Below are 22,281 nucleotides of genomic sequence, written 5' to 3' on the forward strand. Positions count from 1 at the left end.
TGCCGCACGGCAATCTTAAGCGGATTTAGAAGATCGGCCTAGTTGCTCGTCGGGAGGCAAGATGAACGTTTTCGAAGTATTCACTCCGACTGATACCCCGACTGTGACGTACGTAGACCGCCGCGACCGCGCGCTTGAAGCAGCACTGCGGAATGCGCTCCGCACACCAAAGATGATTACCTCGCTTTCGGGTCCCTCCAAGAGCGGCAAGACTGTCCTCATCAAGAAGGTTCTTGATCCCGACAGCCTGATTTCAATCTCTGGCGCGGCAATCAAGAGCGCCGACGACTTATGGAACCGAGTGCTCAATTGGATGGATGCTCCTAGCGAGCAAACCAAATCCAGCGACCACGAGGTGACACTGAAGGCCGAAGCCAAAGGCGGCGGAAAGGTAAAAATCCCGCTTATCGCTGAAGGTGCTGCCGAAGCCTCTGCCGGGGGAGAATATGCATACGGCAGAGGCACGGAAGCTCGACATACACGAGGAGGGATTGATCAGGTCATCAAGGAGATTGCGGGAGGGGATTTCGTCCTATTTATCGACGATTATCACTATATGGACCGCGATGTTCAGGCTGAAGTAGCGCGTCAGCTCAAAGAGGCAGCCGAAGCTGGGGTCAAGATTTGTACCGCTAGCGTGCCACACCGAAAAGATGATGTGCTCCGTGGCAATTCTGAACTTCGTGGCCGGGTTCAAGCTATTGATTTCGAGTACTGGCTCCCTGGTGAGATTGAGCAGATTGTAACTCAAGGTTTTAGTGCCTTAAATGTTGACCTTCCAAAAGAAAACCGTGCGCGGTTAGTACAAGAGTCCTTCGGTTCACCTCAACTAATGCAGCAGATCTGCCTGCAGACATGCCTTCGCGCGAATATCGAGAACACATTACCCGAGAAACAAGAGATTGTATTCACCAAAGATGCGATCGAGAGTGTGCTGGAACAAGCATCCACTACAACCGATTTCTCAAGTCTTCTCGAAGGTTTGCACAATGGGCCGAAACCACGCGGTGCGCCGCGAAACCAATTTCACTTCAACGATGGAACGCGCGGTGATGTTTATCGGTGTATCCTCCTGGCTTTCAAGTGCGACCCACCGCGCTTAGCCTACAGCTACGATGACATTTACCAGCTGACTAGAAGAGTTTGCATCGAAGAAGCACCGCCGGGCTCAAGCATTGCCTCTGCTCTTGAGCAATTGCCACAGCTCGCAGAAAATCTCGAACCTCGCTCCCAGATAATCGAGTGGAGTGACGACGTGTTCGATATCGTTGACCCTTACTTCCTCTATTTCCTGCGCTGCTCTTCGAAACTTAAGAACCTCGCGAAGACTTGAACGGATCGGAAGTGATTGAGGGGTTGGCGCTGCGCGGCGTCCTCGCTGTACTCGGCGGCTGGCCTGGCTAGCGCCAGGCCGCCAAGGGCGGCAGGCTCATCAGGATGGCGTCGATGTTGCCGCCGGTCTTCAGGCCGAACAGCGTGCCCCGGTCGTACAGCAGGTTGAACTCGACGTAGCGCCCGCGGAAGGTCAGCAGGCGATCCATGTCGCCGGCGTCGAACGGCTGGTCCATGCGGCGGCGAACGATGGGCGGGAAGGCCGCCAGGAAGGCTTCGCCGACCGCCCGGGTGAAGGCGAAGTTGGCGTCGAAGTCGCCCTCCAGCCGGTCGTAGAAGATGCCGCCGACCCCGCGCGCGACCTGGCGGTGGGGCAGCCAGAAATACTCCTCCGCCCACTTGGCGTACCGCTCGTAATAGTCCGCCCCGTGCGCGTCACAGGCGCGCTTCAGCTCGGCATGGAAGTCGGCCGTGTCCTCGGGATAGGGGATCGCGGGGTTTAGGTCCGCGCCCCCGCCGAACCAGCGCTTGCCCGTCGTTAGGAACCGCGTGTTCATGTGCACGGCCGGCACGTGCGGGTTGGCCATGTGCGCGACCAGGCTGATGCCGGTGGCGAAGAAGCTCGGGTCGTCTTCGGTGCCGGGGATGCTGCTGGCGAACTCGGGCGCGAACTGGCCATGGACGGTGGATACGTTGACGCCCACCTTCTCGAATACCCGGCCACCCATCTGCCCGCGCACGCCGCCGCCACCTGGCTGGCCGCTATGATCCGTCCGCTCCCACGGCGTGTAGGCGAAGCTCGCGTCCGATCCCGCTTCCCGCTCGATCGCCTCGAACTCGGTGCAGATGCGATTCCGCAGGGCTTCGAACCAGGTGCGGGCGGCGGCTTGCTGGGGATCGAGTTGCATGGCCGAACCGATAGGGCAGGCGCCGCGCCTTGCGAAGGCCGCCTTTTCCGCGAACGTTTCGCAGGTCAAATCTTGTGCTTGGCGGACGGGCTGGGCCTCGCTATCAGGCCCGCCAATCCGTCCGGGGGGCAAACCGGGGCGGGATGGTTTGTGGCGTGTGCCTTTCGATCCTCTCGGAAGCGGCGCCGTCTACATCGTGGCAAGGATTTCGATGGCTACTGTGAGTGAACCCGCTCAGCCGATGATGCCCGGCGAACCGGTCGCCGATGCGAGCGGGCAGGGCGTTCGCCGCCGCGACTTCATCAACATCGCCGCGACCAGCTTCGCCGGCGTCGGCGCGGGCGTGGCGATCGTGCCGCTGCTGATGCAGTTCGCGCCGTCCGCCGACGTGCAGGCGCTGTCCACCACGGAGGTGGATATCTCCAAGATCCAGCCGGGCCAGGGCATCAAGGCCGTGTGGCGCAAGCAGCCGGTGTTCATCCGCAACCTGCTGCCGGCCGAGATCGCCGCCGCCAACAAGGTCGACGTGGGCTCGCTCCGCGATCCGCAGTCGCTGGCCGACCGGACCAAGCCGGGCAAGGCCAACTGGCTGATCACGCTTGGCGTCTGCACCCACCTGGGTTGCGTGCCGCTGGGCATCGGCGAGGGCGAGAACCGGGGCGAGTATGGCGGCTATTTCTGCCCGTGCCACGGGTCGGCCTACGATACGGCCGGCCGCATCCGCAAAGGTCCGGCGCCCAAGAATCTGGTCGTCCCCGAATACAGCTTCACGTCCCCCACGGTCGTGCAGATCGGTTGAGGTAGCACACACATGAGCTTTGCCTGGGCCAAGCCCTACGAACCCACCAGCCCCTTCATGAAGTGGGTGGACGAGCGGCTGCCGGTGCCGCGGCTCGTCTACGGCGCGATCGGCGGCGGTTACCCCGTCCCGCGCAACCTCAACTACTTCTGGAACTTCGGCGTGCTCGCCGGCCTGGCGCTGATGATCCAGATCATTACCGGCATCGTGCTGGCCATGCACTACTACAGCTACGCGGGCGGCGCGTTCGACAGTGTCGAGCGGATCATGCGCGACGTGCCGGCCGGCTGGGTGCTGCGCTACGTCCACCAGAACGGCGCCAGCTTCTTCTTCGCGATCATCTACATCCACATCTTCCGCGGCCTGTTCTACGGCTCGTACAAGGCGCCGCGCGAAATGGTGTGGATGCTCGGCGTCACCATCTACCTGCTGATGATGGCGACCGCCTTCATGGGCTACGTCCTGCCTTGGGGGCAGATGAGCTACTGGGGCGCGCAGGTCATCACCGGCTTCTTCTCGGCCATTCCGGTCGTGGGTGAGCCGCTGCGCATCTTCCTGCTGGGCGGCTACGCCCCGGACCAGGCCGCGCTGACCCGCTTCTTCTCGCTCCACTACCTGCTGCCATTCATCATCGCCGCCGTAACCATCCTGAAAATCTGGGCCCTGCACATCCCGGGTTCGTCGAACCCGACCGGCGTGGACGTGAAGGACGAGAAGGACACGCTGCCCTTTCACCCGTTCTACACGGCGAAGGACGGCTTCGGCATTGGCGTGGCGCTGCTCATCTTCTCGATCTTCATCTTTTTCCTGCCGTACAGCTTAGGCCATCCGGACAACTACATCGAGGCGAACCCGCTGGTGACCCCGGCGCACATCGTTCCCGAATGGTACTTTTGGCCGTTCTACGCGATCCTGCGCAGCTTCACGGTGGACTTCATCCTGCCGGCCAAGCTGTGGGGCGTGCTGGCGATGTTCAGCGCGGTGCTGGTGTTGTTCTTCCTAACCTGGCTTGATCGCTCGCCGGTGCGCTCGTCGAGCTACCGTCCGGTGTACAAGATCTTCTTCTGGGTGCTGGTCGCGGACATCATCGTTCTCGGCTACGTCGGCCAGGCGCACATCACGCCGCTCAACGTCGCCTTGGGGCAAGTCGCCTCGGCTTACTACTTCCTGCACTTCCTCATCATCCTGCCGCTGGTGTCCAAGTTCGAGCGGCCGCTGCCGCTGCCGAACTCGATCAGCGAAAGCGTGCTGCACGGCGAGAAGCAGGAGAGCGCACCGTTCGGGCTCGCCACGACCGGCAGCACCACCGCCGCTCCGGCCGCGGCCGAGTAAGGGGTTTACAGGACAATGGTCCGCATCATCGGTTTCTTCATCGGCCTCGGCTTCGTCGGCGTCCTCCTACTCTCCCTTATTGTGAACGGAGTGGATTCGATCAAGAATCCGCCGCCTGCGACCGCCGAGGAGGAGTTCCATCTCGGTGCCAAGGATGTGCGGTTCGCCTCAGACGGTGCGTTCGGCCGATTTGATCGCGAGCAGGTGCAGCGCGGCTTCCAGATCTATAAGGAAGTCTGCTCGGCTTGCCACAGCCTGAAATATGTCAGCTTCTACCAGCTGAAGGACCTCGGCTACAACGAGGCGGAGGTGAAGGCGATCGCCAACCAGTGGGCGATCGAGGTGCCGACGGTGAACCCCGAGACGGGTGAACCGAGCACCCGCAAGGCGCTGATCTCCGACCGTTTCCCGAGCCCCTACGCCAACGAAACGGCCGCTCGCGCCGCCAACAACAACGCGCTGCCACCCGATCTAAGCCTGATCACTGAATCGCGTGAAGGCGGGGCGCATTACGTCTACTCGTTGCTGACCGGGTACCGGAACCAGCAGGGCTACCGGAACGCCAAGGGCCAGGAGTTGCTGAAGGAGTTCCCGGACGTGAAGACGCCCGCCGGGCTGCACTTCAATCCATACTTTGCGAACCTCAACATCGCCATGCCGCCGCCACTGACGTCCGACGGACAGGTGACCTTCGCTGACGGCACCAAGAGCACGGTTGACCAGATGGCCAAGGATGTGTCCGCGTTCCTGGTGTGGACGGCGGAGCCGACGCTGGAGAACCGGCACCGGGCCGGCTGGGTAACCATGCTGTTCCTGCTGACTGCGACCGTGTTGGCCTATCTTGCGTACCGCAACCTATGGGCGAACGCGAAGCGCGAGGTGTCCGTGCGCGGTCCGCTCGAGCCGGCGTTCCGCGAGCGGATGAACGAGCAAAAGGCGGAGCGCGGCATCGCCGGCTGAGCCGATCCATGATGGGACGAGAAGGAGGGCTCTCGCCGAAAGGCGCGGGCCCTTCTTTGTTGGGGAACAACGGTGACGATTGACCAGCTCCGTGAGCTCGTCCGGACAATCCCGAATTATCCTAAGCCCGGCATCCAGTTCCGGGACGTGACCACCCTGCTGCTCCATCAGCAAGGCCTGAGCGAGACGGTGGAGCGGCTTGCCGTGAGCGTAGCGGACAAGCCTGACCTCATCGCCGCCATTGAGGCGCGGGGTTTCGTGGTTGGAGCAGCGCTGGCAGTGCGGCTTGGCTGCGGGCTGTTGCTGATCCGCAAGGATGGCAAGCTGCCGGGCGAGACCATCGCCGAGGATTATGCGCTGGAGTACGGCAAGGATCGGTTGGCGATGCACATCGACGCTTGCACTATCGGGCAACGGGTATTGATCGTCGACGACTTGCTGGCGACTGGCGGCACGGCGCTCGCTGCGGCACGACTGGTACGGCGCGTGGGAGGAGTGATCACGGGAGCTCGATTTGTGATCGACCTGCCGGAGCTGGGCGGGGGCAAAGCGCTGCGAGCGGACGGGATCGAGGTTGCTGCGCTTATGGAGTTCGCGGGCGCATAGCAGCGCACAATGCCAAGGCGTCGCCGGTAGCCGCTGAGCTGGCGGTATTGTCGAAGATGCACCACCGCTCCGGCGCCGTGATGGCGCCGATTGCCTGGGCGTAGCCGCCGATCCGGTCAGCGTAGCTCGAACGATAGGTGACTGGAGAGCCGTGCAGGCGCCAATAGGCGAGACCGGTCCAGCCACCCGGTTCCGCAGCGGCCGGCACCCTGGCGGGGTCGGCCGCAACTCGAGCCACGCATATATCGGCGAGAAAGCTGTCGGCGTCCTGCTCGAACCAGCTGGCATGGCGGGGCTCGCAGGTAAGGCGGGCAGGGGTGCGGCCCGCAAGGTCGATGAAGAAGCTGCGTGCAATTGCCTCATCGAAGGCCAGGCGCGGTGGAAGCTGGACTAGCAGGAGGGCGAGCTTGTCGCCGAGTAGCGCAACTTGATCCAGGAAAGGGGACAGGAGGTCCGCGCAGCCCGCAAGTTGGCGCTCGTGGGTGATGATCTTCGGCAGCTTAACGGAAAAGCGGAAGTCGTCCGGCACGCTGTTCCCCCACTTCTCCCATGTGGATTGCCGGTGGGGCCGGTGAAAGCTGCTGTTGATCTCGGCACAGCGGAATACCGTTCCGTAACGCTCCAGCCCCGAGCCGTCTGCTGGAAACGCGTCGGCGCGATCCTTGGCGATGCTCCAGCCGGCAGTGCCGATGCGGAGGTCGGCCACCGGTCAGATCCTCGGGCGACGGCGGATCAGGACGATGCTGGTGAAGGTAAGGACATCGACGCCGCCCTGGTTTGTCACGCGGGTGCGAGTGCGGAAGCTGCCGAGATCGGGCTTGGAACGGGAAGGGGTCTTGTCGAGGATCGTTGACCGTACGGTTAGGGTATCCCCCGGATACACCGGCTTCAGCCAGCGCAGCTCGTCAAGCCCCGGGGAGCCGAGGCCCGCCTGCTCCTCATGGACGACCGCGCGGGCGATCACGCCCATTGCAAGGGCGCAGGTGTGCCAGCCACTTGCAGCGAGGCGACCGAAGTGCGTCCGTGCGGCGGCTTCGTCGGAGAGGTGGAAGGGCTGGGGATCATACTTGCGCGCGAAGTCGATCACCTCGTCGCGGGTGACAGTGACGCTGCCGTAGGTGCGTTCCTCGCCGAGCGGCAAGTCTTCGAAGTAGATCATGGAGCGACCATGCGAGCGGCTGTCACGGGAGTAAATCCCATGACGTTGGTCGCAGTGAAGCAGGCGACCCGGTGTTCCGCATCTCTCGCCAAACGCCGTTCCGCCCGGTGCTTCAGACGTTGAACTTGAAGTGCATGACGTCACCGTCCTGCACGACATATTCCTTACCCTCCTGGCGGAGCTTGCCGGCATCACGAGCGCCGCTTTCGCCATTCAGCGCAACATAATCATCGAAGGCGATGGTCTCGGCGCGGATGAACCCGCGTTCGAAGTCGGAGTGGATGGCGCCTGCCGCCTGTGGCGCCTTGGCGCCTTTCTCCACCGTCCAGGCGCGGGCTTCCTTTGGACCGACCGTGAAGAAGGTGATGAGGTGCAGCAGGTCGTAGCCCGCGCGGATGACGCGAGCGAGACCGGTCTCGTGCAGGCCCATCTCCTCTAGGAAGGCGAGCCGTTCGTCCATGTCCATGCCGATGAGGTCGGCTTCAATGGCCGCGGACACCACCACCGCGTTGGCGCCTTCGGCCTTGGCCTTATTGAAGACGGCGTTCGATAGCTCATTGCCGTTCGCCGCGTCGTCCTCGTTGACGTTGCAGACGTAGAGGATTGGCTTGGCGGTGATCAGCTGCGCCTGGGAGAAGACGCGGGCTTCCTCGTCGTCCTTGGGCTGGGTCAGGCGGGCGGGCTTGCCCTCACGCAGCAGTTCCAGCGCCTGGCCGAGGACTGAAGCCGCAATCTTGCTTTCCTTGTCGCCCTGCTGGCCGCGCTTGACGAGGTTAGGGACCCGCTTCTCGAGACTCTCTAGATCCGCGAGCAGCAGCTCGGTCTCGACCGTCTCGGCGTCGGCCAGCGGGTCGACCTTGTTGGCGACGTGCTGAATGTCGTCGTTCTCGAAGCAGCGCAGCACGTGGACAATGGCGTCCACCTCGCGGATATTCCCGAGGAACTGGTTGCCGAGGCCTTCGCCCTGGCTGGCGCCCTTCACCAGTCCGGCGATGTCGACGAAGCCCAGCTGTGTGGCGATGATCTTGGCCGAGCCGGCGATAGCCGCGAGCTGATCAAGGCGCGGATCGGGCACTGCCACCTGGCCGACGTTCGGCTCGATGGTGCAGAAAGGGTAGTTGGCCGCCTGCGCGGCCTGCGTTTCGGTCAGCGCATTGAAGAGGGTCGATTTGCCGACGTTCGGCAAGCCGACGATGCCGCAGCGGAAGCCCATGGATCGTCCTTGGTTTGGGGAGTTCGCGGCGCTCTAGCAGGGATCAGGCGAAATTGAAGCTGACGGACAGCCGTTCTGCCCTGCCACTGCCAGGCAGGACTTCGTGGCGGAGCCAGCTTTCCCAAAACAGGAGCGTTCCGGCGGTCGGCTGGATCGTCACGAAGGAACGGAGCGGTTCGGGAGCGTCGGGCAAGCGGGTTGGAGCGGCCATCATCATCGGCAGGCGTGGATCCTCGAAGCGGATGGGCCCACTGCCCGTCGGGACTTCGACATAGAGGGTGCCCGACAAGATGCTATGCGGGTGAATATGCGCGCTATGGTGCCCGCCGCAGCGTAGCAGGTTGACCCACAAGCTATCGAGCCGCGGCTTCACGTCCCAGGCGAGCTCGCGCGCGAAGGTGGCGGCGTTGCGGGCCAGGGTGCGGGCGAGCGCCGCAAAGACGGGATCGCGGCGAGGAAGGTCGTCCAGGGAGGCATAGCTTGTATAGCCCTTATAACCATGCTCCCGGCACCAGCGGCGGCCAGCGGCGTCGTCCTCGGCCAACGTGCGGATCGAATGGGCGAGTTGGTCGAGCGGGACCGCCGCGTTCAGATCGGACTCGTACAAGGGCGTGACGAACAGGCTGCGGGACATGCGTCTGCGCTTACCGAGCGCTCAGCGGCGGCGCCACACCTGGATGTCGCCGGTGCGGGTGACCGGGCGGTAATCGCGCATGACGGCGTGGATCGTCGGCTCGCCCAGCAGCCAAGCGCGCTCGGTGGTCTCGACCAGCACGATGTCCGGACGTTCGCGGCGAACGTCGGCGGCGAACAAGGCGAGGTCCTGATCATACCAGCGGCGGACGCCAGGTCGATCCACCCCCACGAAGCGGGCGCCCGCGGCAGTAAAGAGCGCAGCGCGGCTGCCGACCCAGCGGCCGTCCACGTGACGCACGGCCGGATGGCCGGTGACTAGCTGGCAGCCAAGCGTGATCAGCGTCGGACGGGGAGGGCCGACCCTGCGGATTGCTTCGGCAAGGCCGGGTTGTGGCAGGATGGTGGCGGTCTGGGAGACCATCGCGGCGGCAAGAACGCCGACGCCTGCACCGATCAAGCGGCGCCGGCTGCGCTCGCCCCGACGGTCGGCCAGCAGGACGATGACGGCGGCAAAGGCGAGGCCGTAGCCGGGCAACGAATGGTTGGCGTAGACCTTCCATTGGAGCAGGCCGGCAAAGGCAAAGCCGACGCCGCCAAGCAGCCAGGCCGGCGCAAGGCCGTTGCCGCCATCGGTCCGAAGCAGGATCGCGCTGACGACCAGCACTGCCGGGACGGTCAGCAGCGGGCTGATCAGGAAGTCGGTCCATGGCGCGTGCATCGGCAGGTAGGTCGCCGACAACATCGGCAGCAGATCGACGAACCCGGGAGCCCACAGGAGAGTGGCGCCCGCATATAGCAAAGGCGGCACGCCGGCGGCAGCAAGCGATGGAAAGATTGCTGCCGGCGAGCGCAGGCGGCGGCTGGCCCAGAGTGTGGGCAGGAGCAGGGCAAGCAAGAAGTGCGGCTTGATGCAGACGATGAGGCCGGCGCCAAGGCCCGCGAGGATCGCGGTGCGTGGCGCCAAGCGCCCGCGATCCCCGAGCAACGCGATCGCGGCAAGCGTCGGCAAGGCGATCAGCAGGGCAATGTGCTCCCGCTGGGCGAACAGGCCGCCTGGCAGAATCAGCCCGGTGAAGCCGATCGCGGCGGCAACCGTGACCGGCTGCGGCGGCTGCGGCAGGCGCGCGGTAATTGCCAGGGTCGCCCGGAGCGACAGCAGCGCGCCGGCGCACATGGCGGCGGCAATAACTGCCTCCGGCCGCACCTTCAGGAGCTGCGCCAGTCCAACCCAGGGCAGGTAGAGCCAGACGGACGCGGGCGGGTTCACCTCGACGATGTCGACGTACAGGCGCTTGCCGGACAGCACGGCCTCGCAGACGGTGATCAGCCAGCTGACGTCCGCGTCGAGAGGAATGAACAGGGATTGCAGCATTGCCGCGAAGAGGGCGCAGCCGAGCGCCAGCAGCCAAGCCGGGCCGCCGCGCGCTTCTTGCCAGGTGGCGTTACCGACCGGAAACATACGCCCGGCATGCCGAACAAGGTTAAAGAAGCAGTGAAGATTGTCGGTGGCCCGGCCGTTGGTGCGCGATGACGGACTGGACGACACGTTCGGTGGCATGGGCCAGCGGCGGCCTGCTGGCGCTCAATCCGGCCGACTTCCTGGAGCCAGCGGGAGAACCGGGCATCGCGGCTCCCAATTCCATGAGCTGGCGGGTCTTCGGCAATCCGGTCAGCATGGCGGTGGGTGGCGTTGCCGCGGTGCTGCTGGAATTGGGCGAACCGCGGGTGCGGGCAGGCGTTTGGGACCATAGCAGCTTCCGCACCGATCCGGCCGGGCGCATCCGGCGGACGGCGTACGGAGCAATGCTGACGGTGTTCGCAGCTGAGAGCCGCTTTGCGGCTTATGCCAGCCGCGTGAACGCCATCCATGCTGCCGTGGCGGGAGCAGCAGACGACGGCCGCCGCTATCGGGCGAGCGAACCGGACCTGCTTCGCTGGGTTCAGACAACGGCCGCATTCGGCTTCGTCGAGGCTTACGAGCAGCTGGTGGAGCCGCTCGGCCCGGGTCAACGCGATCAGTTTTGCGCCGAGGCGGCGGTCGGCGCCCGTTACTATGGCGTGACGGAGCCACCGGAAACCGCGGCGAGCATGCGGGCGCTGATCGCGACTTCCGTGCCGCAGCTGACGCCGTCGCCAGTGCTGGGCGAGTTCCTGGCCATAATGCGCAACGCGCCAATCTTGCCAAGCGCCGTGCGGCGCCTGCAACCGGCGCTGGTGCGGGCCGCGCTCGGACTGGTCGGGCCGGAGGCGCTGGCGGCGATGACGCTGGACGGGGAGGCGCAGTGGACAGCGGGCGAGCGGCGATGGTGGCGGAGGCTGGCGCGGGTGGCGGAAGTCGTGCCGCGACCGGGCGACCCGCGACGGATGGCCCGGCGGCGGCTCAGTCGTCCTGCAGTCGCCGGGCGACCTCGCTCATGAAGCGGACGTCGTCGCCGTCGGCCAGCCATTCGGCCTCGGCCGAAAGTGCACCGAGGAGGTCGGACAACGGCTCCATCTCGCTCTTGGCGTAGTTGCCCAGCACGTGCGGGGTGACCTTGTCCTTGTGGCCGGGGTGGCCGATCCCGATGCGAACGCGGCGAAAGTCGGGACCGAGGGCGGCATTGATTGACCGAAGGCCGTTGTGGCCGGCGAGGCCGCCACCGACCCGCACCTTGACCTTGAACGGCGCAAGGTCGAGCTCGTCATGGAAGACCGTGAGTGCTTCTTCGTCGAGCTTGAAGAAGCGCAGCGCCTGCTGAACCGCGTCGCCGCTGTCGTTCATGAAGGTCTGCGGTTTGACCAGCAGCAAGCGGTTGCGGCCGATGCGGCCTTCGCTGACCAGGCTGCGAAATTTCTTCTGCCAAGGGCCGAAGCGATGAACTTCCGCCAGCGCGTCCATTGCCATGAACCCGACATTGTGCCGGTGCAGCGCATATTGCGCGCCGGGATTACCGAGGCCGGTCCAAATCTGCATGGGAAGCTCCCCTCCCGCGAACGGGAGGGGAGGGCAAGGTCGTTATTCGTCGCCGACGGTCGGGACGTCGCCCGCCGCGGTGTCCGTGTCGCCCTCGTCGCTCTTGAGCGCGCTGGGAGCAACCACGGTGGCAATGGTGAAGTCGCGATCGGTGATCGCGCTTTCCACGCCCTGCGGCAGCTGGACGGCCGAAATGTGCAGGCTGTCGCCGATGTCGAGGCCGGCCAGGCTGATGTGGATCTCGTCCGGAATCTCGGCCGCGTCGCAGGTCAGCTCGAGCTCGTGACGGACGACGTTGAGCACGCCACCGCGCGAAAGGCCGGGGCTGTCGTCCTCGCCGTCGAAGCGAACGGGCACGGCCACCGTAACCTTGCTGTGCTCACCGATGCGAAGGAAGTCCACATGGCTCGGTCGGCTGGTGACCGGGTGGAATTGCACGTCCTTGGGCAAGGTCCGGACCTGCTGGCCGCCGGCGTCGATCATGACCACGGAGTTCATGAAGTGACCCGTCGACAGCATCTTGGCGAGAAGCTTCTCCTCCACATGGATGCTCAGCGGTTCCTGGTTGTTGCCGTAGACCACGGCGGGCACCCGACCTTCGTTGCGCAGTGCCCGGGAGGCTCCCTTGCCAGCCCGGTCACGCGTCTCGGCGGGCAGCGTCAGCTGTTCGCTCATGCGTGCAATTCCTTAGAATAAGAGTGTGTCTTGCGCCCCACGCCTCCAGGGATGACCATGAGGAGCGGCCGCGCGCATAGCGGACGGTGCGGGCGAAAGCAAATAAGCGGCAGTGCCCTGTCAGTTAATCCGGGCAGTGCGGATGCCGGCGGCGGCGAGCTGCGCCTGAACGCTGTCGCTGCCGACGAGGTGGCCGGTGCCGACCGCGACGAAGACGGTGCCGGGCTGCTTCAGCCGTTCCCTGATCCAGTGGGCCCAGTTGGCGTTCCGCTCCCGGAACAGGATGCGGTAGGTGCGTGGGCTCTGCGCGTTCATGGCGCCGACCACTGCCTCGAAGGTGCGCGGGTCGCCGCTGGTCCAGGCAGTCAGCATCTGGCGCATCAGGGCGGTGACGGCAGGGTCGGCCCGCTGTGTATCGGCGCTGGTGCCGGGCGGCGGTCCGGGCAGGCGATCGTACATCGCCAGCTGCTCCTCGAACTGTTCAAGCCCGACGACCGGCTTGCCGGCAGCATTGGCGGCGCGCTGGAGCACGGAGTCGGCGCCGTCCGCCGTGGACAGGCCTGCACTGCGGGCGGCGGTCATGCCGACGCGGGCGCCGGTTAGTCCGGTGCTGACCGGCTGCGCCGGTTGGTGCGTCTGGCGGAAGCGCAGGAGGGCCGCGCGGATCGCCTCCGGGCTGTCGGGAATGACGGTTTCGAGGACCAGTTCGTCTGAGCGGTCGAAGGCGGTTTTCACGGCCTGGCCGAACCACGGTGTTTGACGGCTCAGCGCGTGGAACGTGCCGAACAGGTAGATGAGGGTGTCGCCGTCGCCGACCACCCACAGGGCGGGGCGAGCGGGTGCTGCGGCCGCCGAGAGTGGCAGTGTGGGAGCGCTGGTCGCGCCCACCGGAGCCACTGCCAGGCTGGCCGCAAGGCTAGCCGCAAGACCGAACTTACCAGTTCTCCGGACGCGGTCGCGCCGGAGGCTCCACAAGCCCATCGCCATGTATGCGACCCCCCAGCCGCGTTGTCAGGAGGGGAGTGTCCGTGCGCTGGGGAGGCCTGTCAAGCGGCTGAAAAGCGGCAGTGAATTATTGAACTCGAGTGACCTTCAGGCCGCGCTTTTCGAGCAGGTCGAGGACCGAGCCGGAACCGGCAAGGTGGCCGGCGCCGACCGCTACCATGACGGTCCCGGGCTGGGCCATGCGGCGCTCGATCCACCCGGCCCAGTTGCGGTTACGCTGGGTCAGCAGCGCGTCCTTGAGCGGCGGCGAGCTCGCCATCTCCTCGTTGAAGCTGCGCGCGATGGCGCCCACGTCCCCGCGCGACCAGCTGGCCAGCATGGCGTCGAACTGCTTGCGCGCACCGGCCGGGTCATCGAGCGCAGACAGCAGCAGGTCGCGCTGCGCTTGCTCGGGCAGGCGGTCGAAGAAGCCGAGCTGCTCGGCGTTGGTTTCCAGTTGTCCGATCGGCTTGCCGGAACCCTTGAAGCTGTTCCGCAGCGTGGTTTCCACACCCTCCTCACCTTCGAGGCCGAACGACTTGAATTGGGTGCCCAGCAGGGTCACGGCCGCGGCCCAAGTCTCCATCCGGTCGAACACGGCGGCGGGGTAGCCGGAGGTGCGGATCGCGGCGTCCAGCGCAGCGCGCTTCTCGGCGGGCACCCGGCTGGCGAGGGGGGGCAGGTTGGCGCCCAGACCAAGCTGCGCCATCGCCTGCGCGAGCGGAGCGGGGTTCGCCGGATCGATGATGGTCTCCACCACTAGGCCGTTCGCCCGATTAACGGCGTCGTCGAACTTGGCGGTGCGCCACTGATATTGCTGGGGCAGCAGGTGAATGGTGCCGAACAGGTAAATGGTCGTGTCCTTGTCGGCCACCTGCCACAGGGCCGGGCGGGGCGCGGGGCCGGACGAAGCGGCGGTGGTCGCTGCCGAGCTGCACCCAGCGGCGGTGGTGGCGATGCCGAGCGCAACGGCGGCGCGGCGAAGGATATTGAGCAGACGCATGCATGTCTCCGTGGCCCGGGGGCTGTTAACGAAGCATGTAGGGGCGGCTTGGCAATCGGGGAAGCGGGTGCCAAAGCCCGCGCCGATATGAGCGCGCTGAGCTTCCAGGACCTGATCCTCACCTTGCACCGCTACTGGTCGGACCGCGGCTGCCTGATCCTGCAGCCGTACGACATGGAGATGGGGGCGGGGACCTTCCATCCGGCCACCGTGCTGCGGGCGCTGGGGCCGGAGCCGTGGAAGGCGGCATTCGTGCAGCCGTGCCGGCGGCCGACGGACGGGCGCTATGGCGACAACCCGAACAGACTGGGGCATTATTACCAGTATCAGGTGATCCTGAAGCCGAGCCCGGCCGACCTCCAGCAATTGTACCTCGACAGCCTTCAGGCGATCGGGGTGGACCTGCTCAAGCACGACATCCGCTTCGTCGAAGACGATTGGGAAAGCCCGACGCTGGGTGCCTGGGGCCTCGGCTGGGAAGTGTGGTGCGACGGGATGGAGGTGACCCAGTTCACCTACTTCCAGCAGGTCGGCGGGTTCGACTGCCTGCCGGTTGCGGGCGAGCTGACCTACGGGCTGGAGCGGCTGGCCATGTACATCCAGGGCGTCGACAACGTGTACGACCTCCGGTTCAACGATGCGGGCGTCAGCTATGGCGACGTATTCCTGGAGAACGAGCGGCAGATGAGCCGCTGGAACTTCGAAGTGGCGAACACGGACGCACTGTTCGACGCCTTTCGCAAGGCCGCCGCGGAGTGCGAGAACTGCTTGGCGAACGGGCTGGCGATCCCGGCCTATGAGCAGGCGATCAAGGCGAGCCACATCTTCAATACGCTGCAAGCGCGCGGGGTGATCTCGGTGGCGGAGCGGCAGGCCTATATCGGGCGGGTGCGCGACCTGGCCAAGGGCGCGTGCGCCAAATGGCTGGAGTGCCGGGAGGTGGCAGCATGAGCGGGACGGCTGACTTCCTGCTGGAGCTGCTCAGCGAGGAAATTCCCGCGCGGATGCAGGCGCGGGCGCGGAACGACCTGGCGCGGCTGTTCGCCGAGGAACTGGACAAGGCGGGGCTTGCGGCGGAGGCGATTGAGACGTTCGCCACTCCGCGCCGGCTGGGGCTGATCGCGCGGGGGCTGCCGCTCGCGACGCAGGGCTCAAGCGAGGAGACCAAGGGTCCCCGTTCCTCGGCGCCGCCGCAGGCGCTGGAGGGGTTCCTGCGCAAGACCGGGCTGACTCGGGAGCAGCTCGTCGAGCGCGACGGCGTGCTGTTCGCGGTGGTCGAGCGGCCCGGGCAGGCAACCAGCAGCGTGCTGGGGGCGGCGATCGAGCGGATCATCCGTGGGTTCCCCTGGCCCAAGTCGATGCGCTGGGGCACGGCGAGTTCCAGCACAGCCAGCCTGCGCTGGGTGCGGCCGCTGCACGGGATCGTGGCGCTGCTCGGCGACGAGATCGTGCCGGTGGACGTGGACGGGGTCGTCAGCGGGGCGTCGACGGTCGGACACCGCTTCCACCACCCGGGGCCGATCACGCTCGGCGGGGCGGGGGACTATGCCGAGAAGCTGAAAGCGTGCCACGTCATCGTCGATCCGGAAGAGCGGGCGGCGATCATCCGCGAGGGCGCGCAGGCGCTGGCGGCGGAAGCCGGCCTGGAGCTGGTCGCAGACGAGGGGCTGGTGGCGGAGAATGCGGGCCTGACCGAGTGGCCGGTGCCGCTGCTCGGGCGGTTCGACGCCGATTACCTCGACGTGCCGCCGGAGGTGATCCAGCTGACCGCGCGGGTGAACCAGAAGTATTTCGTGTTGCGCGGGGCCGAGGGCGCGCTGGCTAACGCGTTCATCTGCACGGCGAACATTGAGGCGTCGGATGGCGGCGCGGCGATCGTCGCCGGCAACCAGCGGGTGCTCGCCGCGCGGCTGAGCGACGCGCGCTTCTTCTGGGAACAGGACCTCAAGGTCCCGCTGGAGGGGCAGGCGAGGAAGCTGTCCGGAATCATCTTCCACGAGAAGCTCGGCACGGTCGCGGACAAGGTCGAGCGGGTGGCTAAGCTCGCACGCTGGTTGGTTGAGGAAGGCGTGCTCAAGGGAGCCGATCCGGACCAGGCGGAACGCGCCGCGCGGCTGGCCAAGGCCGATCTGGTCACCGGCATGGTTGGCGAGTTCCCGGAGTTGCAGGGCCTGATCGGTGGCTACTTGGCGGACGCGCAGGGCGAGCCGAAGGCGGTCGCTGACGCGGTGCGCGACCACTACAAGCCGGTCGGGCAGGCCGACGAGGTTCCGACCGCACCGGTTACGGTGGCGGTGAGTTTAGCTGACAAGTTGGACTCCATCGTGTCCTTCTTCGCGGTCGACGAGCGCCCAACTGGTTCGAAAGACCCGTTTGCTCTTCGCCGCGCAGCCATTGGCCTCATCCAACTCGTTGTGGTGAATGGGCTGAAGGCCGCGTTGCACAGCGTCCTTGCCTCCGCGGAGATCGGCGTCGTTGAGCAGCACCTTTCCGCTCTGAAAACTTTCGAAGAAGCAGGCGTGCTGAAGCACCCTGGATATAAATCTCCGATCTCGAAAACTCAGGATGTTGATGTCGGAGAAGCGATCCTCGGATTCTTGGCTGAGCGCCTGAAGGTTCAGCAGCGGGAAGCCGGCGTAAGGCACGATCTGATCGATGCGGTGTTCGCGCTGGGTGGGGAGGACGACCTCGTCCGATTACTGGCGCGGGTAACGGCGCTGCAGGTGTTTGTGGAGACGGAGGACGGGCGCAACCTGCTGGCCGGGTACAAGCGGGCGGCCAATATCCTGAAGAAGGAAGAGGGCAGCTGGACCGCGGATCAGGTCCGGGGCGACGATGTGCCTGCGGAGGAGCAGGCGCTGACGACGGCGGTGGATGCGGCGGAGCCGCGGGCTCGGGCGGCGGTCGAGGCGGAGGACTTCGCCGGAGCGATGACTGCGCTGGCGTCCCTGCGAGGGCCGATCGACGCCTTCTTCGACAAGGTGACGGTCAATGCCGAGGACGCCGGGGTGCGGGCGCGGCGCTTGGCGCTGCTCACCAGGTTCCGCGATTCGGTGCACGCCGTGGCGGATTTCTCGAAGATCGAGGGCTAGTCCAAGCGCGTATCGCTCGAAGGCCGCTGACCGCACCAGCGCCCTTCGACTTCGCTTCGCTCCGCTCAGAACGAGCGATCTTACGGGACCAAGTCGGCTTAGAAGCGCCGGTCGTCCGCCGGGTGCCGATCCCCGCGGTTGGGGACGCCGTCGCCGTCCACGTCACCAGGGCGACGTCCGCCGCCCACCAGCGGCCGGTCGCGATAACCATCGCCGTCGCGGTCGCCGATCGGGCGGTCACGGAAACCGTCGCGATCGCGGTCGTCGTACGGGCCGCTGCCGACCGGACGGTCCGCCACTGGCGCACCAGCGGCCGCGCCGCGGCTGCGCGTTGCGGAGTGGTGCAGTGCGTCGGCCTCGCGCAGGTCCTTGTCACGCTGCGCGATCACGGTGTCACGCTCCTTGAGGTCGCGTTCCAGCGTGCGACGCTTCTCCTGCTCCTCGGTGTAGCGGTTCTTCCACTTGCGGCGGCCGCCGCTGGTCGCCCACATGCCGACCAGCAGGCCGAGCACGAACACTAGTCCGAGGATCACCCATTGATCGGGTGTGAAGTTCGTCATGGGGCCAAGCTCCCTTGTGCCAAGTCCGTAACGACTAAGCGCTGGGAAGCTGGCGAGGTTCCCGGCGAACAACGAAGCGGGGTCCTGCGCCAGGCGCGGGACCCCGCTGTTGTGCCTGCCCGCGCTATCCTCGGTTCAGGAAGTTGTCGCGGATCGAGCAGGCCGCCGGACCCAGGATACACACGAAGAGGGTCGGCAGAATGAACAGGATCAGCGGAACGGTCATGATCGCCGGCAACCGCGCGGCTTTCTCCTCCGCCCGCATCATGCGTTCGTTGCGGAACTCGGCCGACAGGACGCGCAGTGCGCTGGCCAGCGGAGTGCCGTACTTCTCCGTCTGGATCATGGTGGTGACCACACCACGCACGGCTTCGAGGTCGACGCGGGTGGCGAGGTTCTCGAACGCCTGGCGGCGCTCGTTGAGAAAGCCCAGTTCGATGGAGGTGAGGCCGAATTCATCGCCGAGCTCCGGATAGGCCTTGCCCAATTCCTTGGCGACGCGGGCGAAGGCGGCGTCCACGGTTAGGCCAGCCTCGGCGCAGATGACGAGCAGATCGAGCGCGTCGGGCAGACCCTTGCGGATCGCGTCGCTGCGCTTCTTGACCTTGTTGCCGAGCCACAGGTCGGGCGCCTTGTAGCTGAGCACCAGGGTGCCGGCGACAAGGGCATACTTCTTGATCGGACCCCATTCGGGGAATGCCTCGAACACGTACACCGACAGGACCGCGATGGTGCCCAGGACCAGCGGCGCCATGAAGCGCGCCAAAATGACGAAGAAGGCGAGGTCCTTGGTCCGGATGCCGGCCTGCAGCAAGCGCTGCTGCGTCTTCTGAATCTGGTCGTCCTGCAGCATCTTAAGGCTGCCCAGCACGCTGCGGACCCTGTCGGCGGCGGCGTTCTTGTTGGTCAGCTTCTTGCGTCTATTGGTGGACGCGACGATGCCGGCCTTCAGCTGCTCGCGCCGCTCGTTGAGCGCCTTGACGCGGCGCGCCATCGGATCGCGCACCGTGGTTGCGGCATAGATGGCGAGCAGCACGGCCATGGTGGCGATGCCGGACAGGATGGTCGCCACAAAGACGACGTCGATGCCGAGGAGGGTGGGCCCAGTCGCGGGTTGCATGACGATAGTGCCCCTTTAGATCTCGAAGTTGATCATCTTGGCCATGATGAACACGCCGATGCCCATCCAGATGAGGCCGCCGATGCCGGCCACCATGAGGCGCGGGTCGGTGAAAAAGCCGCCCATGTACTTCGGGTTCATCATACTCACGAGCGCGAAGACGATGAAGGGAAGCGAGCCGACGATCATGGCGGATGCCTTGGACTCGGAGCTCATCGCTTTGATCTTGAGCTTCATCTGCGCGCGCTTGCGCAGCACGTCGGCAAGGTTGCTGAGCGTTTCCGCCAGGTTACCGCCGGTCTCGCGCTGAATGGCGAGAGTGATGACGAAGAACTGGAATTCCGGCGTACCGAGGCGATCGGCGGTTTCTTGCAAGGCCGCATCCATGGTGCGGCCGATCTTCATCTTGTCCGACACTGCCCTGAATTCGACCCCGACGGGTCCACCAATTTCGCCAGAAACGATCCCCAGCGTTTCGGTGATGGGAAGGCCCGACCGAAGGCCGCGGACCATCAACTCGATCGCATCCGGGAAATTGACGTTGAAGGCGGCGAGGCGCTTCTTGATCAGATAATTGATCGTCATGTGCGGCAGCCCGGTTGCGACAAACAGGCCGAGCATCAAAGCCAGGAGGATAGGCGCGCCCTTCAGGGTGAGCAGCAGGAACACGATCATCAGGATGCCGGCCGAGACCATCCCGTACTGACCCAGCGTCCAGGCTTTTCCCGTGCGCTCAAGCCGGAGCCGAAGCAGGGCAGGGCGGGGCATCAGCGAGGAAAAGGCATTCTCCATCCGGCCCTGGCGCTGCGCCATGAGCTTGCGGATCTGCGCCTGAGCGGAGGCCTTCAGCGGGCTGTCGGCGTGGCGCTCCTTGAGAAGCTCAAGGCGGCGCTTGACCGCCTTGGACGGCGATGGCCCATTGAAGGCAAGCGCCAGCAGGAGCAAAGTCGCCCCGGCGGCACCAGCAAGCATCAACAACATCAGCATCGGCTCGTCCTCGTTCGTCGTTCAGCGTCCCGGATGATGAAGGGGCGTCAGGCCGCCTTCTTCGCCAGCATAGACTTGAGGCCGCCGACCAGCGACTTGCCCGCGTCCGCCTTGGCGGACTTGGCGGCCGTCTCGGCACCTTCCTCAGTGGCATGGCTGAGCACCATGTTGCACAAGGTGAGATAGGGCTGAGCCGCCTTGCCCGTGGCGACCGCCGCCACCGGCTTGCCGAGCTTGGCCGCCTGGGCTGCCAATTTGCCGTCTTCGTTGATGACGATGTCGATCGCTCGCTCCACCGACTGCTCGAAGTCCTTACGGCTGATCTCCAAGGCGCCGCCCGAGGGCAGGCGATTGGACACCAGGATCACCTTGGTCTGCGGAGCATTGGCCTTGAGCCAGGCGAGCAGGCGAATGGTATCGCGGGTCGCCGCCAAAGTCAGTTCGCTGACCACCACCGCGACATGGGCGTCGTGCACCATGTGCGGATATTGGATCAGCATCTGTCGCGGCAGGTCGACAACGGTCGATTCGAACGCGTTCTTCATTTCCTCCTGGAGCTGGAAGAAAGCCGTGCCGTCGGTGATCAGCGGCTGGTTGATCGGCGCTTCCGCCGACAGCACGCTGAGGCGCTCGTTGGCGCGGACCATGGCGCGTTCGATGAACAGACCGTCGATGCGGCTCGGGTTCTCGATCGCGTCAGTCAGGCCGCGGCCCGGCTCCAGGTCGAGGGCGAGGGCGCCGGTTCCGAAGTGGATGTCGAGGTCGAGCAACGCCGTCGAGCGATGCGCCTTCTCACCCAGCAGCCACGCGAGCGAGGTGGCGATTGTCGAAGCGCCGACGCCGCCGCGAACGCCAATGACCGTGGTCATGACGTGGGGACGGTCTACCTGTGCTTCGCCCCGCGGGCCCGACAGCATGGCCTGGGCGTGCGTAAACGTGTCACGCAGCTGGTCCACGCTGAAGGGCTTGAGCAGATAATCGTGGATGCCGCTGGCGACCAGGTCGCGGTACAGGCGCACGTCGTTGACCTGGCCGGCAGCGATCACCACCGTGCCGGGCTCGCAGACCTCGGCCAAGGCGTTGATGTCGTTCAGCGGATCGGCCGACTCAGACAGGTCCACGAACAGGATGTTGGGCGAGGCCGAGACCGACAACGACTGAACCGCGTTGCGCAGCCCGCCCTTGTTGACCTTCTCCGGGCTCCAGCCATGCTCCACCGCGATTGGACGGAGCATGTCGGCTGTGGCGTCGTCGCAGACGAACGCCTGGAACGGATCGCGCAGACCCGCGCGGGCATGGAATGGCGCGTTCATCGATTAACCTCCGCTCTTGGTGCTGACGGACTGCAAGCCGCCCTTGCCGGTCGGGGCCTGCGTCCGGTACGCGTCGATTGCCCGCGTTGCGGTGGCCGGGTCGGTGACGCCGTCGGGATCGCGGCCGTGGACCAGGTCCTCGGGGTTGGCGACCATGGCGGCCATGTTGCTGTTCACGCCGCAGCCGAAGTTCGACAGCATGCGGTTTTGATAGTTGGGAAGCGCCGGCTCGCTCCAGTTGGGGCAGCCGGGCACCTGGGCCCGGGAGCGCGTGACGACCACCCGCACGGCGCCGTCAGAGAGGGCGCCAGCGGTGACGGGAGCTCCATTTGAAACCAGCATGCCGTAGCGGCCTGCGACCTCCGCGACTTCCGGGCGGATCGAGCCGGCCATCGGGCCGTCGATGTAGATGGCATCGCCGTAGCCGAGCTGCAGCCCGCGGAACCAGCCGTCGAGCCGGCCAGCCTCCGACGGCCCGAGCGAGCCGGTCGAGGCCGCCAGGTCAATCACATAGTCCGAGCGGGAGACCACCGGAACGTTGACCGGGAGGACACCGCGCTGCGGCTGGTCCTTGGGCGTGTAGCCGCAAGCACCGGTTGATGCGGCGGCAAGGGCGAGCAGGGCGAATTTCTTGATCATGGATCGATCC

Annotated in this window: 23 protein-coding genes; 8 read left to right on the forward strand and 15 right to left on the reverse strand. The window is 65.6% G+C overall.

Features of this window, described 5'->3' with window-relative positions:
* Nucleotides 1–61: 61 nt before the first annotated feature.
* The gene (locus OMW55_RS04830) at nt 62–1,333 is read left to right on the forward strand and encodes a hypothetical protein (RefSeq protein WP_264881247.1); all 1,272 of its coding nucleotides are present in this window, start codon (nt 62–64) and stop codon (nt 1,331–1,333) included.
* A 67-nt stretch (nt 1,334–1,400) separates the two neighbouring features.
* On the opposite strand, the gene hemF is transcribed toward OMW55_RS04830, so the two are convergent.
* Complete coding sequence (gene hemF, locus OMW55_RS04835; RefSeq protein ID WP_264881249.1) at nt 1,401–2,240, reverse strand: oxygen-dependent coproporphyrinogen oxidase; 840 nt, start codon at nt 2,238–2,240, stop codon at nt 1,401–1,403.
* 241 nt (nt 2,241–2,481) lie between these two features.
* Between hemF and petA the strand changes: the two genes are divergently transcribed.
* The 4 genes from petA (at nt 2,482) to OMW55_RS04855 (ending at nt 5,937) form a co-directional block, all read left to right on the forward strand.
* Nucleotides 2,482–3,039 carry a ubiquinol-cytochrome c reductase iron-sulfur subunit gene (petA, locus tag OMW55_RS04840; protein WP_264882009.1) on the forward strand — a complete coding sequence of 186 codons (558 nt, stop codon included), beginning with the start codon at nt 2,482–2,484 and terminating at the stop codon, nt 3,037–3,039.
* Between the two features lie 12 nt (nt 3,040–3,051).
* Complete coding sequence (locus tag OMW55_RS04845) at nt 3,052–4,371, forward strand: cytochrome b (RefSeq protein WP_264881251.1); 1,320 nt, start codon at nt 3,052–3,054, stop codon at nt 4,369–4,371.
* A 15-nt stretch (nt 4,372–4,386) separates the two neighbouring features.
* Entirely contained in the window at nt 4,387–5,331 is a 945-nt protein-coding gene (locus tag OMW55_RS04850; protein ID WP_264881253.1) for a cytochrome c1, read from the forward strand.
* A 72-nt stretch (nt 5,332–5,403) separates the two neighbouring features.
* Nucleotides 5,404–5,937, forward strand: a complete 534-nt coding sequence (locus OMW55_RS04855) for an adenine phosphoribosyltransferase (RefSeq protein ID WP_264881255.1) — start codon at nt 5,404–5,406, stop codon at nt 5,935–5,937.
* Here OMW55_RS04855 and OMW55_RS04860 read toward each other — a convergent pair.
* The 5 genes from OMW55_RS04860 to OMW55_RS04880 all read right to left on the reverse strand — a co-directional run bounded on the left by OMW55_RS04860 (nt 5,915) and on the right by OMW55_RS04880 (nt 10,404).
* Nucleotides 5,915–6,643, reverse strand: coding sequence for a DUF72 domain-containing protein (locus tag OMW55_RS04860; RefSeq protein WP_264881257.1), 729 nt, complete (start codon nt 6,641–6,643; stop codon nt 5,915–5,917). The two genes, OMW55_RS04855 and OMW55_RS04860, sit on opposite strands and share 23 nt — an antisense overlap.
* A gap of 3 nt (nt 6,644–6,646) precedes the next feature.
* Nucleotides 6,647–7,096, reverse strand: coding sequence for a MaoC family dehydratase (locus OMW55_RS04865; RefSeq protein WP_264881259.1), 450 nt, complete (start codon nt 7,094–7,096; stop codon nt 6,647–6,649).
* A 112-nt stretch (nt 7,097–7,208) separates the two neighbouring features.
* A complete protein-coding gene (gene ychF / locus OMW55_RS04870; RefSeq protein ID WP_264881260.1) occupies nt 7,209–8,309 on the reverse strand; it encodes a redox-regulated ATPase YchF in 1,101 nt (366 codons plus the stop codon).
* 43 nt (nt 8,310–8,352) lie between these two features.
* Nucleotides 8,353–8,943 (reverse strand): TIGR02466 family protein, encoded by a 591-nt coding sequence (locus tag OMW55_RS04875; RefSeq protein ID WP_264881261.1) that lies wholly within the window; start codon nt 8,941–8,943, stop codon nt 8,353–8,355.
* 21 nt (nt 8,944–8,964) lie between these two features.
* Nucleotides 8,965–10,404 (reverse strand): hypothetical protein, encoded by a 1,440-nt coding sequence (locus OMW55_RS04880; protein ID WP_264881262.1) that lies wholly within the window; start codon nt 10,402–10,404, stop codon nt 8,965–8,967.
* A gap of 68 nt (nt 10,405–10,472) precedes the next feature.
* Here OMW55_RS04880 and OMW55_RS04885 point away from each other — a divergent pair, with 68 nt between their 5' ends.
* Nucleotides 10,473–11,363, forward strand: coding sequence for an oxygenase MpaB family protein (locus OMW55_RS04885; protein ID WP_264881263.1), 891 nt, complete (start codon nt 10,473–10,475; stop codon nt 11,361–11,363).
* Here OMW55_RS04885 and pth read toward each other — a convergent pair.
* The 4 genes from pth to OMW55_RS04905 form a co-directional block, all read right to left on the reverse strand.
* Entirely contained in the window at nt 11,326–11,898 is a 573-nt protein-coding gene (gene pth, locus OMW55_RS04890; RefSeq protein ID WP_264881264.1) for an aminoacyl-tRNA hydrolase, read from the reverse strand. The genes OMW55_RS04885 and pth overlap by 38 nt on opposite strands.
* Nucleotides 11,899–11,940: 42 nt before the next feature.
* On the reverse strand, nt 11,941–12,573 hold the full coding sequence (locus OMW55_RS04895) for a 50S ribosomal protein L25/general stress protein Ctc (RefSeq protein ID WP_264881266.1): 633 nt from the start codon (nt 12,571–12,573) through the stop codon (nt 11,941–11,943).
* Between the two features lie 120 nt (nt 12,574–12,693).
* Nucleotides 12,694–13,560, reverse strand: a complete 867-nt coding sequence (locus OMW55_RS04900) for a TraB/GumN family protein (protein ID WP_264881267.1) — start codon at nt 13,558–13,560, stop codon at nt 12,694–12,696.
* A gap of 85 nt (nt 13,561–13,645) precedes the next feature.
* A complete protein-coding gene (locus OMW55_RS04905) occupies nt 13,646–14,560 on the reverse strand; it encodes a TraB/GumN family protein (RefSeq protein ID WP_264881269.1) in 915 nt (304 codons plus the stop codon).
* Nucleotides 14,561–14,647: 87 nt separating this feature from the next.
* On the opposite strand from OMW55_RS04905, the gene OMW55_RS04910 reads away from it, so the two are divergent.
* Together OMW55_RS04910 and glyS are read left to right on the forward strand one after the other, a co-directional pair.
* A complete protein-coding gene (locus OMW55_RS04910; RefSeq protein WP_264881270.1) occupies nt 14,648–15,511 on the forward strand; it encodes a glycine--tRNA ligase subunit alpha in 864 nt (287 codons plus the stop codon).
* Entirely contained in the window at nt 15,508–17,652 is a 2,145-nt protein-coding gene (gene glyS / locus OMW55_RS04915) for a glycine--tRNA ligase subunit beta (protein ID WP_264881272.1), read from the forward strand. Before OMW55_RS04910 ends, glyS begins: the two co-directional genes overlap by 4 nt.
* A 98-nt stretch (nt 17,653–17,750) precedes the next feature.
* Here glyS and OMW55_RS04920 read toward each other — a convergent pair whose 3' ends face one another.
* From OMW55_RS04920 to OMW55_RS04940, 5 genes are all read right to left on the reverse strand, one after another.
* Nucleotides 17,751–18,212, reverse strand: coding sequence for a hypothetical protein (locus tag OMW55_RS04920; RefSeq protein WP_264881274.1), 462 nt, complete (start codon nt 18,210–18,212; stop codon nt 17,751–17,753).
* Nucleotides 18,213–18,336: 124 nt separating this feature from the next.
* Nucleotides 18,337–19,332, reverse strand: a complete 996-nt coding sequence (locus tag OMW55_RS04925; protein WP_264881275.1) for a type II secretion system F family protein — start codon at nt 19,330–19,332, stop codon at nt 18,337–18,339.
* Between the two features lie 15 nt (nt 19,333–19,347).
* Complete coding sequence (locus tag OMW55_RS04930) at nt 19,348–20,319, reverse strand: type II secretion system F family protein (RefSeq protein ID WP_264881277.1); 972 nt, start codon at nt 20,317–20,319, stop codon at nt 19,348–19,350.
* A gap of 47 nt (nt 20,320–20,366) precedes the next feature.
* Nucleotides 20,367–21,632 carry a pilus assembly protein CpaE gene (locus tag OMW55_RS04935; RefSeq protein WP_264881278.1) on the reverse strand — a complete coding sequence of 422 codons (1,266 nt, stop codon included), beginning with the start codon at nt 21,630–21,632 and terminating at the stop codon, nt 20,367–20,369.
* Between the two features lie 3 nt (nt 21,633–21,635).
* Complete coding sequence (locus OMW55_RS04940; protein WP_264881279.1) at nt 21,636–22,271, reverse strand: CpaD family pilus assembly protein; 636 nt, start codon at nt 22,269–22,271, stop codon at nt 21,636–21,638.
* Nucleotides 22,272–22,281: the final 10 nt, after the last annotated feature.

It is taken from the genome of Sphingomonas arvum (assembly GCF_026013565.1).
In the GTDB taxonomy this organism is placed as follows: Bacteria; Pseudomonadota; Alphaproteobacteria; order Sphingomonadales; family Sphingomonadaceae; genus Sphingomicrobium; species Sphingomicrobium arvum.

What these genes read in the sequence shown, in the direction of transcription:
- hemF (WP_264881249.1), bottom strand. Translation starts at nt 2,240, where the DNA reads ATGCAACTCGATCCCCAGCAAGCCGCCGCCCGCACCTGGTTCGAAGCC.
- OMW55_RS04920 (WP_264881274.1), bottom strand. Translation starts at nt 18,212, where the DNA reads ATGACGAACTTCACACCCGATCAATGGGTGATCCTCGGACTAGTGTTC.
- OMW55_RS04930 (WP_264881277.1), bottom strand. Translation starts at nt 20,319, where the DNA reads ATGCTGATGTTGTTGATGCTTGCTGGTGCCGCCGGGGCGACTTTGCTC.
- OMW55_RS04925 (WP_264881275.1), bottom strand. Translation starts at nt 19,332, where the DNA reads ATGCAACCCGCGACTGGGCCCACCCTCCTCGGCATCGACGTCGTCTTT.
- ychF (WP_264881260.1), bottom strand. Translation starts at nt 8,309, where the DNA reads ATGGGCTTCCGCTGCGGCATCGTCGGCTTGCCGAACGTCGGCAAATCG.
- OMW55_RS04900 (WP_264881267.1), bottom strand. Translation starts at nt 13,560, where the DNA reads ATGGCGATGGGCTTGTGGAGCCTCCGGCGCGACCGCGTCCGGAGAACT.
- OMW55_RS04865 (WP_264881259.1), bottom strand. Translation starts at nt 7,096, where the DNA reads ATGATCTACTTCGAAGACTTGCCGCTCGGCGAGGAACGCACCTACGGC.
- glyS (WP_264881272.1), top strand. Translation starts at nt 15,508, where the DNA reads ATGAGCGGGACGGCTGACTTCCTGCTGGAGCTGCTCAGCGAGGAAATT.
- OMW55_RS04895 (WP_264881266.1), bottom strand. Translation starts at nt 12,573, where the DNA reads ATGAGCGAACAGCTGACGCTGCCCGCCGAGACGCGTGACCGGGCTGGC.
- OMW55_RS04875 (WP_264881261.1), bottom strand. Translation starts at nt 8,943, where the DNA reads ATGTCCCGCAGCCTGTTCGTCACGCCCTTGTACGAGTCCGATCTGAAC.
- OMW55_RS04940 (WP_264881279.1), bottom strand. Translation starts at nt 22,271, where the DNA reads ATGATCAAGAAATTCGCCCTGCTCGCCCTTGCCGCCGCATCAACCGGT.
- OMW55_RS04830 (WP_264881247.1), top strand. Translation starts at nt 62, where the DNA reads ATGAACGTTTTCGAAGTATTCACTCCGACTGATACCCCGACTGTGACG.
- petA (WP_264882009.1), top strand. Translation starts at nt 2,482, where the DNA reads ATGATGCCCGGCGAACCGGTCGCCGATGCGAGCGGGCAGGGCGTTCGC.
- OMW55_RS04935 (WP_264881278.1), bottom strand. Translation starts at nt 21,632, where the DNA reads ATGAACGCGCCATTCCATGCCCGCGCGGGTCTGCGCGATCCGTTCCAG.
- OMW55_RS04845 (WP_264881251.1), top strand. Translation starts at nt 3,052, where the DNA reads ATGAGCTTTGCCTGGGCCAAGCCCTACGAACCCACCAGCCCCTTCATG.
- OMW55_RS04885 (WP_264881263.1), top strand. Translation starts at nt 10,473, where the DNA reads ATGACGGACTGGACGACACGTTCGGTGGCATGGGCCAGCGGCGGCCTG.
- OMW55_RS04850 (WP_264881253.1), top strand. Translation starts at nt 4,387, where the DNA reads ATGGTCCGCATCATCGGTTTCTTCATCGGCCTCGGCTTCGTCGGCGTC.
- OMW55_RS04910 (WP_264881270.1), top strand. Translation starts at nt 14,648, where the DNA reads ATGAGCGCGCTGAGCTTCCAGGACCTGATCCTCACCTTGCACCGCTAC.
- OMW55_RS04880 (WP_264881262.1), bottom strand. Translation starts at nt 10,404, where the DNA reads ATGTTTCCGGTCGGTAACGCCACCTGGCAAGAAGCGCGCGGCGGCCCG.
- pth (WP_264881264.1), bottom strand. Translation starts at nt 11,898, where the DNA reads ATGCAGATTTGGACCGGCCTCGGTAATCCCGGCGCGCAATATGCGCTG.
- OMW55_RS04905 (WP_264881269.1), bottom strand. Translation starts at nt 14,560, where the DNA reads ATGCGTCTGCTCAATATCCTTCGCCGCGCCGCCGTTGCGCTCGGCATC.